Origin of the sequence: Williamsia sp., assembly GCF_036566845.1 — a bacterium.
GTDB lineage: Bacteria > Actinomycetota > Actinomycetes > Mycobacteriales > Mycobacteriaceae > Williamsia.
In genome coordinates this window covers 18,156-29,494 of the sequence record NZ_DATCVM010000167.1, presented here as the reverse complement: position 1 = coordinate 29,494, position 11,339 = coordinate 18,156, and the positions used below count along the sequence as shown (strand labels likewise).

Genomic DNA, 11,339 nt, shown 5'->3' with positions numbered 1-11,339 from the left:
AGCGCGGGTCAACTTGCGGCAGAGTCTCTTGGTCCGGTGACCAGCGCGTAGAACAATCGGTCAATCAGGAACTGCACATCGGGTTTGTATGCTCGAATACTGTTGCAACACAACGCCCCTACGTGTCGGTGGTCGGGCGTCTGTAGGCGCGGAATGTGGTTCTGGCCGCCCTGACCTAAAGTCGCGTCAGCGCGATCCATGGAGTGCGGGTCGCGAGGCCGCCCACCCTTTCATGCATCCCAGTCCCGCGGAAGATGTCTATCTGTCCAAGCTATGAAGCGATGGTGCGGTCGAACGGCAGGCTACGACAGTTCAGTTACCGGTCGTAGACCGGCTACTTCTCCTGGAAGCTCCATGAGCGTTGAGATAGTAGACGCATGCCGTTGAGGGCGACGATGACGGTGGAGCTTTCGTGGCCGGCAACACCCAGGGGTAGCGGGAGCGTTACTGTGAGGTCCCAGATCACGAGCGTGATGATGAATACTGCTGCGATGCTGAGGTTGGCGACGACGATAAGTGCGCTCGCCGGGACAGTCTGATGACGTTCGCGAGGGCGGAGAGGTCGTCAGTCGCGGATGAGTACGGCGTCGGCGGTGTCGAGTGCGAGGTCGGATCCTCTGCGGCCCACGGAGTCGAAGGCAGGACTACGCCGCCGGCGCACCTCGATGCCGAGTCGGCTGCGACAGTTGCTGCGACATTGCAGGCGCTGGCGACCCCGAGCCGTTTGCGAATCCTCACCGAATTACGACATGGGCCACTCAGCGTGACAGCTCTCGCCGAGGTCGTCGAAATGGAACAGTCCGCTGTCTCTCACCAGCTGCGATTACTCCGCGCACTCGGGTTGGTTACCGGCGTTCGGGCAGGACGCAACGTCACCTACCGGCTCTATGACAATCACGTAGCAATGCTGCTCGACGAGGCGATCTATCACATCGAACACCTGGGATTCGCGGCGCAAGATCGGACGGAAGACACCGCGTGAGGCGTTCGTGCAGAAACTAGTCCGAGAGTCCGAAAGAATGGGTGAACACTTCCCCACGGCGCTCGCGGGGCGCGCTTTAGGACCGGACTAGTCGGGCGATGGCGTCAGAGGCTTCTTTGAGCTTGAGTTCGGCCTCGTCGCCGCCGGTCTTGGCGGCATTGACGACGCAGTGTTTGAGGTGGTCGTCGAGCAGGCCGATTGCGACGCCTTCGAGCGCTTTGGTCAGCGCGGAAATCTGGGTGAGGATGTCGATGCAGTATTGCTCTTCATCGACCATGCGGTGCAGGCCGCGGGCCTGGCCCTCAATGCGTTTGAGGCGGGCGAGGTACTTCTTCTTGTCGTCGATGTATCCGTGGGCAGTGTGATCCCCGTCGGGGGTGGGCGTGCTGGTGGCCATGAGGGTCCTTCGTTGTCGGGCGTCTGCATTGTAGGTGGCTATCTACCTGTCCAGGACGGCGGCCGTGCTGACCTCGGGCCGCAGATCCAGCCGTCGCAACAGCTGGGCATTGAGTGCGACGACCACGGTGGACGCGGACATCAAGATCGCGCCGACGGACATGGGTAGGACGAACCCGACGCCGGCCAGAACTCCTGCGGCCAGGGGCACTGAGATCAGGTTGTAGCCGGCCGCCCACCACAGGTTTTGCTTCATTTTGCGGTAGCTCGCCTTAGACAGTTCGATCACCGACAGGACCGAACGCGGATCGTCACTGGCCAGGATGACTCCGGCTGAGGCGATCGCGACGTCGGTGCCGGCGCCGATGGCGATGCCGACCTCGGCTTGCGCAAGCGCTGGGGCGTCGTTGACACCGTCACCGACCATGGCTGTCTTGCGGCCTTCGCGTTGGAGCTCTTGGACTTTCGCGGCTTTGTCTTCGGGGTGAACACCGGCGAACACCCGGTCGATATCGAGTTCGGTGGCCACCGACTGGGCGACCGCTTGGGCGTCACCGGTGATCATGACGACCTGGACACCGAGCTTGTGTAGAGCGGCGACGGCCTGGCGGGATTCAGCGCGCACTTCATCAGCCAATTTCAGGGCGCCGATGACCTCTCCGTCGGCCAGGACATGCAAGATGATCGCCCCGTCGGCCCGCCAGCTGTCAACGACGTCGAGTTCGGTGTGCTGGTACTGCTCGAGCAGGCGCGGTCCGCCGACCTGAATGTGGCGACCGTCGACGGTCGCTGACACGCCCACGGCGGGCGAGGAACTGAAATCACCGGAGGAGGCGGCCTGCAAGTTCCGTGTCTGCGCGGCGTGCACGATGGCTTTACCCAGAGGGTGTTCGCTGTCGGCTTCGGCTGCGGCCGCCCAGGCCAGCACGTCGTCCTCGGTGTGGATGCCGGTGGCGTGCACGGCGGTGACGGTGGGCTCGCCTTTGGTGAGTGTTCCGGTTTTGTCGAACAGCACGGTGTCTACGGTGCGCATGCTTTCTAGGGCGAGGCGGTCTTTGATCAGGACACCGCCGCGGGCGGCGCGTTCGGTCGCGATCGCCACCACCAACGGAATGGCCAACCCCAGAGCATGCGGGCAGGCGATGACCAGCACGGTGATGGTGAGGACAACCGCATCGTCGGGATAGCCCAGGACAGTCCATACGATCGCGGTGATCACCGCGGCGCCGAGCGCGAACCAGAACAACCACCCGGCGGCGGTGTCGGCGATCCGCTGCGCTCGCGACGAGGAGTTCTGCGCTTGGGATACCAGCCGTTGAATTCCGGCCAGGGCGGTGTCGTCGCCAGTGGCGGTGACCTGTACCCGTAGGCCCGAGTCGGTGGCGACGGTGCCGGCGACCACCCTGTCGTTGATGGTGCGGCGCACCGTCTTTGATTCGCCGGTCACCATCGATTCGTTCATCTCGGCGGTGCCCTCGACGATCTTTCCGTCCGCTGGCACGTTAGCTCCGGGGCGGACGATGACCACGTCACCGACTCGCAGGTCTGCCGGCGAGACGGTGACGGTGACCTCGCCCTCTACGCGTTCGGCCTCATCGGGCAGCAGCGCCGCGAGTGAGTCCAGTGCGGAGGTGGTTTGGGCCAGAGACCGCATCTCGATCCAGTGTCCGAGCAGCATGATCACGATCAGCAGGGCAAGTTCCCACCAGAAATCGAGGTCGTGGTGCAGCAGGTCCAGACTTGCCCCCCACGACGCCACAAAGGCCACGGTGATGGCCAGCGCAATGAGCAGCATCATGCCCGGGGCTCGCGATCGCACCTCGCTGACCGCGCCGGTCAAAAATGGCCGACCACCCCAGGCGAACATGACGGTGCCCAGGATCGGCGAGATCCACGACACCACTTCGGCGTCGGGAAGGTCGTAGCCGATGAGCGTCGCGAACATGCTGGAAAACCCGACCACCGGAACGGCCAGGACCAGCATGATCCAGAACAGGCGACGGAACTGCCCGACGTGATCACCGTGCCCGGCATGCCCACCATGCTCGTGGTGATCGGAGCCCGCGTGTCCCGAATCGGTGTGTCCCGAATCAGTGTGCGTAGCAGTGCTGGTGGCGTGGGAGTGCTCCGTCTCTGAGTGGGAAGGGCGTGGTGATGTCGTTGCCGCGTCCCCTATGTGCTCATGGTGTGGAGAGTTCATACCGCCACCGTATACCCCTAGGGGGTATGTGTCGAGTGTTGTGACGCCCTTGGTCCGCCGATAGTGCGGCCATCAGCCTGGTGGTGTGCAACAGACCGGGACGGGCGCGTGTGCCCCGGCGCCGCACCAGGGTTGAACACTTCTGGCGCCGGGGCCGGGACATCAGTCGGCGACGTGGTAACCCGCCTCGGCAACGGCAGCGGTGACCGCCGAAGGATCAATCGCGGCGGTGCTGGTGATGGTGACCTTGCCGGTCTCCACGTTCACCTCGACCGCACTCACCCCATCGAGGGCGCCGACTTCCTCACGTACCGAAGAAGCGCAATGGCCGCAGGTCATTCCAGTCACGATGACAGTGGACGTACTCATGTCAACCTCTTTCCCTTTGCGAGAACCGCACAACGAGTGCTGCGCGAAGACCCGGTAAGGCCTCTCTACGGATTACCATACCCCTGTAGGGTATTCAACGATCGGGTACGAGAACCTGCAATGCGGCGCTGGTGGCCGCATAGACGGTGCCATCAGGGCCTACGGCCATCGCTTCGGTAGCTCCAATCCAGGAGTGTTTACGCCAGGCCTGGCCCTCGAATCGCTGCCATGCGTATCCGTCGACATCGACCGCCCACAACGCTGCGCCGTTGCCGGCCAGCAGGCCAATGGTGGTGGGTGCGGCGATCCGGACGAAGGAGCGGCCGCCATCGGTGCTGTGCCACACAACGCCCTGCTCGGTCGCCGCCCAGATGCCGTCGGCGCTGATCGCCAGCGTGCGGGGGATCAGTTGCGCGCCACGGGTCCAGGTGCCGCCTGTGTCTGAAGAGATCAGCAGGTTGGGGCCACCGTCGGAACCGATGAGCAGATTGCTGGCGGCGGCGAGGACGTGAAAATCAACCTGCCCGGACAGTGATCGATTGTCCCACCTGTGGCCGCCGTCGGAGCTGACCCGTAGACCCAGCGGGTTGGAGGCCGAGCTTGACGGGCCAGGATGCCCGGAGGCGAAGATGGTGTCGGTACCGGGCAGTCCTGACAGGCCCATCAGGTCATCATCGGATGTCCCGACCGGTGTGGTGGCGCCCGAGGGGTCGATCACGACCAGCCCGGTGTGGGTGCCGGCCAGCAACGTTTGGTCGGCGGTCACATGGAGCCCATGTAGATGCGTCAGGGGCGGGGACAGCGCAGCGGCCTCAATCGGAGCCCCTGTCGGTGATGGTGGTTGCCGGGTGGAGTTGCCGGCGGGATCGCCTGTGGTGCAGCCCACCAGGATCAGCGTGGCCGCGCCCAGCACTGCCATGGGCAGGATGCGGCGCCAGCGGACAGTCGATGTCATGACAGCGCGCTGCCGGTCAGCCACTGCTCCCACGGCACACTCCAGTCACCGTTTTGCCACAGTTCCAAGGGAGGACCTCCGGTGTTGCGGATTTCCACGATGTCGCCGGGAATCGAGAAGTCGTAGAACCATCGGGCGTTGTCGGGGTTGAGGTTGAGGCAACCGGCCGACATGTTCGTGTTGCCCTGCTGGGCAATGGTGTCGGTGAGCTCGTGCAGGTAGATGCCGTCGTTGCTGATGCGGGTGGCGTAGTTGATCGATTGGCGATACCCGAGCCGGGAGTTCACCGGCAGCCCGTACGTCGAGGAGTCCATGATGACCGGGTTGGCTTTGTCGAGCACGGTGTAGGTGCCCGATTGGGTCCAGAAATGAATGGTGCGGCCGCCGATGGTTTCGGTGCCACCGCGGCCCATCGAGGTGGGCATGGTGCGAACCAATTCACCGTTGCTGAACACGGACACCTGTTTGGTGGTGTCATCGGCGATCGAGACGTGCGCGTCGCCGATAGTAAACGACGTACTGACGTCTTCTTGCCCGAACAGGTTCTCGCCCAATTGGATTCCATATACGTTTGCGCTGACGCTCACGGTGGTGCCGGGGGCGTAGTACTCGCGGGGACGCCAGTGCACATTTTGTTCGTCCACCCAATTCCACGATCCGGTCACCGGCGGGTCGGTACGTACCACCAGTGAGCGTTCAGCGGCAGCGCGGTCGGGAATCGGTTCGTCGAAGTGGGCCACGATGACCATCCCGACGCCGTAGGTGGCGCCGTCGGTGAGTTGGTTGCCGCCGGTGCTGACGAAGGACGGTTGGGTCTGGTTGCCCGGCGTGACCGTGGAAAACGAGATGGTGCGTTCGGTGCGTTGGTCCTGGTGGACCGCGGTCGCGGTCAACGTGTAGGTGCGGCCGTAGCCCAGCAGAACGCTGGGTTTCCAATCCACCCGATCGGGGGTGTAGAAACCGTCGATTTCGAGACCTGTTTCGTTGGTCAATACCACCGATTCCAGTGTGCCAAGGGAGGTTTGCACTTCTACCCGGTCGGTGGGTGTGACGGTCGTAGTGCCATCGCCCGGCGTGATGGTGAGCTGCGGGGCTTCGGCTTGTGGTTTTGCCGCCGAAGAATTGCTCGAGGCCGGTGTGGATGGGGACGAGGTGCAGGCGGTCAGTGTTGCCACGAAAAATGCCACCACCACAAGTCCCCAGCAGTAAGGGGTTCGCATGAAATCTCCGAAGGTCAAGGCAGCCAACTTGCGGCACCGCCCGACGCGCAGGCCAGGTCGGTGCCACCGAAAGCTGAAAAGGGTAACGATGAATGCAGGCCCGCCCGGCCTGGACCGCGCAGGTCGCGCGGTGCCAGACCGGGGCCGGTGCCTCAGGACTACGGCGTTTGCAGCGCTTTCATGGTGTCGATTTCGGTTTGCTGGCTTTGCACGATGGTGCTGGCCATCTGCTTGGCCTGCTCGTTGGATCCATCTGCGATCTCGGTGTTCGCCATCTCGATCGCACCGGTGTGGTGTTCGATCATCATCGTCAGCCACGCCTGATCAAACTCGGTACCGCTCATGGCGGCCAGATCGGTCATGTCCTGCTCGGTCATCATTCCGCTCATACCGTCGCCCCCGTGGTCCATCCCTCCCATGTCGGTGCTCGGAGCGGGTTGGCCCCACTGCTGTAGCCATTGCTGCAGCTGTGTCATCTCCGGGCCCTGGGCGGACTCGATTGCTGCGGCCAGCTCGATGATCCGCGGATTGGTGGTGCGCCCATCGACGAGCTGGGCCATCTCCACGGCTTGGGCATGGTGGGGATACATCATCTGCGCGAACATCACATCAGCGTCGTTGAATTGTGCGGTCGCTTCGGCGGAAGCTGAGGGGGCTGAAGTGGTCGGCGACATCGAGCTGGCGCCCATTGAGTCCATATCGTGGTCGCCGCCGTCATCGCTGCAGCCAGCGAGGACGAGGACAGCAGCGACACCAATACCGGATGCAGCGATTTTGAGGTTGGTGCAGCGGGTCAAAAACATGATTGTCTCCTGAAGAAAAAGGTGAGTGTTAAATGGATCAAGGCAGGCCGAAACGGCACGCCACATCAGGCGCAGCACCTCAAGGGTGCTCACCTGTCAGATCCGCAACACAGATAATTTCTCCAGAGACGGGCCCGCCCACGGCGGTGCACGCGAGGCATGTCTGCCTATCCACGGCACCAAGCTATGCATTGCATTCGCGCCGGGTCTATCACGCACCAACCGCCGCAACACAATCAATGCGGCCGCGATCGTGATCACCGCCATGCACATCGCCATCCCCGCATGCGCCGAACAATCGGTGGTGCAGTTCTCCACGGCCATGTGAAGCGATCCCGCAACCACGGCCGGAATCGTTGTGGCTACATCACTTCCGCCGCTACCGGCATGTTCAGAAGAGGGCGCGAGGTGCGACGGCGCACCGATGGGAACTCCGCTCGCACCATGGCCGCCAGGTGGATGCGTCATCGGCACCGAATGCATCAACAACACACTCGCGAAGACCGCCAACGCAGCGCACACCATCAGTACCGAGGCCAACCGCTGCCCACGGAGCCCTCGCGCACGAATGCTGTCCAACGAAACACCGCTGCCGAGACGCACAACCATGACCATGGCGCCTCCCTCCACCCGCAACAAAGCGCCAGCATACCCCGGGGAGGTATGGCCCCGCAATGCAGTCAATCTCAGTTCCGTGGCAGCTGGCTTGACTCAAGCCTACTGACGCACCCAGTGTTCGGTAACCCACCGGCGTCTGCGCAGTTACGCAGGGCCTGGGTTTAAGCGTGGGGAGGTTCGCCGCTGACGACCACCTGATCAGCGTGGTTGACGTCCTCGAGGATCAAGCGCGGAAGGTGCCCGTCGACGATCCGGTAGATCACCCGACGGCCCTCCTTGCGGGTACTGACCAGACCGGTGAACCGCAGCTTGGCCAGGTGCTGACTCACCGCGGTCCGAGAACTCCCAGTTTGCGTAATGAGAGCAGTCACATCGGCCTCGTCGTGGGTAAGGATCCACAAGATCTGCAGCCCCGGTGGGGTCGTCGCTCGGTCGACGACTCCTACGGTTCCTGATGATGTGTGTCGTGGCTATGGAGGTAGGCGGTGTGGTCTCGCTGTGCGAGCCTGGACCAGCTGGTGGTGGTCGTCGCGCTCAGGCCGAGTTGGGTTGAGATGATGGCGGCGGGCAGGTCGGTACTCAGCGCAAGCAGGGCATGGTTGCGGCTGATTCTGGTGGGAACCCCGGCGGCGGTGAGCTTTCGACTCAGGGTGGTCGGGTGCAGTGGATGGTGTGCCCGGCTGCCAGGCAGCAGATAGTGCCCACGGCCGTCTCTGGTGTAAGCGTTCGGATTGTTGGTTGCTTGCTGCGCGAGTGCGTCGATGAGGTCGGCAAGGCGATCGGGAAGTTCGACGGGATGGCGCGCCAGGGTGATGTAGCGGCGGGTCTTTCGGCGCGTCAGCGACGATGTGGTCAGGTTCTGAATCTGAGACAATCGCGCGCCGTAGAGCAGGACTAGCAACCCGGCAATGCGGGTGGGCAGATCGGCTGGGGCGTCACTTGCGAGCAGTGCTGCGATCGCTCGGTGGTGGTCGTGTTCGTCGCCGGTCTGCGACGGTGGCGGGTAGGTGTAGCGGGTGATCGATAGGTTGTGGGCCAGTCCGCGTTGGGTGAGCCAGCCGATGAAGCCGGCAATGTGGTTGGTGCGCTGGCGTTGGCCGTCGGTCCAGGCGTCGAGCAGTGTCTGGGTGAGATTCTTGACAGCGCAGCCGTTCTCGTCGAGGTGTTCAAGCAGAGCGATGGCAGTACGGATCTTATTGCGCGCTGCATCGGCGGCGGCATGGGTGAAGCGTCGCCGGCGGGACCTGCGACGAGCACGGCGCACGATCACCCAGTGCCCATACGGCCCGATCAGGGCACTCTGATGGGCCGGCAGGGCAGAGGCGGTTTCGGTGATCCAGGTCCCGAGCCGTTCGATTGGTTCATCGCGCGGGGGCAGGAGTTGGGCGTCGATGAGCAACTCACGCAGGTGGTGCCGCCCCCACGAGGATGGGCACTGATCCACAGCGCCGTGGCTCAGTGGTTCGTCGATGGCTGCCAGACTGGTGAGCAGTATCGAGGTGGTGGGTTTGCTCAGCCACCGCAGCGTTGAGCGGGGTTGCCCGCGTTTCGCCAGATGGTCAGGAAGCTGCTCGAGACCAGGAGGCACGGAACCGTGCGGCCCGCTCAGCAGCTCACGCGTGAGCCGGATGATCGAACATCGGTGGCAGGTTCCGGCGAAGTGGTGCGGGCCCGCGTCCCCGCAAGAGGTACACGCGTAGACGACCTCGGAGCCGGCGCACGGTCCGCAGATCTGTAGTCCAGCAGTGTCTTTCGCGACGAGGACGCGTTCGATGCCGCATCCCGCGCACCGCGCTGGGTGGTTCAGGGTCGCGCGGTAGCACCGCCGACACACCGGCCCCAACGGCCAATGAGTGTGGACCGGGCGCGACTGCCCGCACAGGCCGCACACCTTTTCTGGCGTGCTTGCGCAGCGGTGGCACAGATCGACCGTGCCGGCGCGGGCTCGGATCGCGATCGGTGCGGTGGTGCCGCACTGTCCGCACCAGCGTGAGGGGGCGGTGTAGCAGCGTTGGCACAGCTCACCTGCCTCACTGGTGGCCTTGATGTGGTCGGTGCGGCCGCATCTCGTACAACGCCGTTTGGGCCGCGCGCAATGCACACACAAGGGCTCTCCCGAAGTGTTCCGCGTGGATGGCGGCTTGTTTTTGCCGCAGCTACTGCACGTCTCATGGCGTCGGGCGTTGTAGCAGTGGCGGCACAGTCCGCCTTCGGGTGTCCGTTTGGCCCGGGCGGCAATCTGCCCGCAGTCAGAGCATGGGTGTTTCGGTGGTACGGCGACGCTCATGATTCGGTGTGGGGTCGCCGGATCGTGGTACGCCGCGCCGTGATTGGCGTAGCGCCGCCATCACGAGCGGTCTTCTTCACTGCAGCGTCGACGATGCGAGGTTCGATCAGATCGTTGGGAGTGCACTCGAGGATGTCGCACAGTGCAACCAGAGTGTGCATGCTCAGTCGTTGCGGCTGCCCGGTCACAAGCCTGTACACCTGCTCGCGTGACAAGGTGATGCCGCGGTCGGCCAGGTGTGGTTGCAGGTCGGTCGTCGAAAACATGCCCTGCTCGGCCATTTTTGCGCGCAGGTGCCAGAGGTAGTCGATCTGTTTCATGGCGTGGTCCTGTCGTCGAAGTGGTGGCCGTAGCGGGCGTGAATCGATTGCGTCAGCAGTCCGTTGCGGTATTCGTTGCTGACTCCGACGTACACCGCGGTGGTCGAGGAGAATGCGTGCCCTACCTGCTCTTGGATGAACCGTTCGGGGTAGTCGAACTCGACGAGGTGGGTGACGTAGGAGTGGCGTAGCGAATGCAGGTCCAGTGTGGGATCGAGGCCGGCGGCGTCGCGGGCAGTAGCGAATGCGGCATTGATGGCACGTACGCCCAGGCGGCTGCCGCGCTCGGTCAGAAACAGGGCCGGGTGCTTGTTGTGGTCGAACTCGCTTCGGATCTCGGTGAGGTAGTGATCGAGGATCTCGACGATCCAGCTCATTTCCGGGACCGTGAGCACAGTCCGCCGTTTCGGCGGCCCACCACGGGAGGCTTTGCCGGACCGCACGGTCACCGCACCGAAGCGCCCGAACGCGGGGAACTTGGAGTTTCGGCGCAGATCGACAACATCAGACCGCGACACCTCTTTGCGCCGCATCCCGTAGGCGTAGCAGTACTTGAGCGCGACCGCGTCCCGCAGTGCCGGTAGCGCACCCTTACGTCGGCGGGCCCGGATCTGGGAGACCCGGCCGTCCGCAGCGTCGAACAGTGCCTGGGTCTCGTCGTACGTCAACGGTCGCCGGCCCTCGTCACCTTCGTACTCGCCGACATGAATGATGGAGTTGTCTTCATGGAATACCTGTAGCGGCGCCCGGCCAAAGCGGCTGGTGCACTCAGAGATCCATCCGTACCGGGGGTCCAGTAGATAGGAGCAGAACAGCCCGATCTCGACCTGGTAGCCGCGCACTGTGGAGAACCGCAGTGGAGTAGATCCCGAGCGCAGGTCACTGACCCAGGCTTCGCCCTCTTCCGGGGTCCACTGCCACGGATACAACCCGGTGAACTCGGCAAACCGCTGGACCAATCTGACCCGCGGCTTGATTGTCGTCTCGCGCAAGAATCGTGCCCGTTGCTGCTGAGCCCAACCCTGCATCATTGCCTCGAACATCGACTGTTCAGGATCAAGCTCTACGACATTTGATGCCAGCATCTTTCGGACACCGGCTACTTCTTCACCCGTCACACCAATGTTGTATCAGATGCATCATTGATGCACGCAAGTCAGACGGCATTACCAGCGTATTTGTGTGCAAC

At 63.4% G+C, this 11,339-nt stretch carries 11 protein-coding genes and 1 pseudogene; 2 read left to right on the top strand and 10 right to left on the bottom strand.

The genetic code is table 11. The features are described from left to right. Positions 1-538: 538 nt before the first annotated feature. Positions 539-982, top strand: coding sequence for a metalloregulator ArsR/SmtB family transcription factor (locus VIQ49_RS16250; protein WP_331886425.1), 444 nt, complete (start codon positions 539-541; stop codon positions 980-982). 76 nt (positions 983-1,058) lie between these two features. On the opposite strand, the gene VIQ49_RS16245 is transcribed toward VIQ49_RS16250, so the two are convergent. From VIQ49_RS16245 to VIQ49_RS16220, 6 genes are all read right to left on the bottom strand, one after another. After that, complete coding sequence (locus tag VIQ49_RS16245) at positions 1,059-1,379, bottom strand: metal-sensitive transcriptional regulator (RefSeq protein ID WP_331886423.1); 321 nt, start codon at positions 1,377-1,379, stop codon at positions 1,059-1,061. A gap of 42 nt (positions 1,380-1,421) precedes the next feature. Continuing rightward, a complete protein-coding gene (locus VIQ49_RS16240; protein ID WP_331886421.1) occupies positions 1,422-3,578 on the bottom strand; it encodes a heavy metal translocating P-type ATPase in 2,157 nt (718 codons plus the stop codon). 162 nt (positions 3,579-3,740) lie between these two features. Beyond that, positions 3,741-3,947, bottom strand: coding sequence for a heavy metal-associated domain-containing protein (locus VIQ49_RS16235; protein ID WP_331886419.1), 207 nt, complete (start codon positions 3,945-3,947; stop codon positions 3,741-3,743). A 94-nt stretch (positions 3,948-4,041) separates the two neighbouring features. Beyond that, positions 4,042-4,902 carry an exo-alpha-sialidase gene (locus VIQ49_RS16230; RefSeq protein WP_331886417.1) on the bottom strand — a complete coding sequence of 287 codons (861 nt, stop codon included), beginning with the start codon at positions 4,900-4,902 and terminating at the stop codon, positions 4,042-4,044. Then, the gene (locus tag VIQ49_RS16225) at positions 4,899-6,122 is read right to left on the bottom strand and encodes a L,D-transpeptidase (RefSeq protein WP_331886415.1); all 1,224 of its coding nucleotides are present in this window, start codon (positions 6,120-6,122) and stop codon (positions 4,899-4,901) included. Before VIQ49_RS16225 ends, VIQ49_RS16230 begins: the two co-directional genes overlap by 4 nt. A gap of 158 nt (positions 6,123-6,280) precedes the next feature. Continuing rightward, positions 6,281-6,925, bottom strand: a complete 645-nt coding sequence (locus tag VIQ49_RS16220) for a DUF305 domain-containing protein (RefSeq protein WP_331886429.1) — start codon at positions 6,923-6,925, stop codon at positions 6,281-6,283. Between the two features lie 85 nt (positions 6,926-7,010). Between VIQ49_RS16220 and VIQ49_RS16215 the strand changes: the two genes are divergently transcribed. Next, complete coding sequence (locus VIQ49_RS16215) at positions 7,011-7,253, top strand: hypothetical protein (RefSeq protein WP_331886413.1); 243 nt, start codon at positions 7,011-7,013, stop codon at positions 7,251-7,253. Between the two features lie 451 nt (positions 7,254-7,704). On the opposite strand, the pseudogene VIQ49_RS16210 reads toward VIQ49_RS16215, so the two are convergent. From VIQ49_RS16210 to VIQ49_RS16195, 4 genes and pseudogenes are all read right to left on the bottom strand, one after another. Then, positions 7,705-7,962 (bottom strand): annotated as a pseudogene (locus VIQ49_RS16210) (ArsR/SmtB family transcription factor); the annotation flags it as partial. Between the two features lie 23 nt (positions 7,963-7,985). After that, a complete protein-coding gene (locus tag VIQ49_RS16205; RefSeq protein ID WP_331886411.1) occupies positions 7,986-9,131 on the bottom strand; it encodes a hypothetical protein in 1,146 nt (381 codons plus the stop codon). 695 nt (positions 9,132-9,826) lie between these two features. Then, complete coding sequence (locus VIQ49_RS16200) at positions 9,827-10,150, bottom strand: helix-turn-helix transcriptional regulator (protein WP_331886409.1); 324 nt, start codon at positions 10,148-10,150, stop codon at positions 9,827-9,829. Then, complete coding sequence (locus tag VIQ49_RS16195; protein WP_331886427.1) at positions 10,147-11,235, bottom strand: tyrosine-type recombinase/integrase; 1,089 nt, start codon at positions 11,233-11,235, stop codon at positions 10,147-10,149. The genes VIQ49_RS16200 and VIQ49_RS16195 overlap by 4 nt, the downstream gene beginning before the upstream one ends. Positions 11,236-11,339 lie beyond the last annotated feature (104 nt).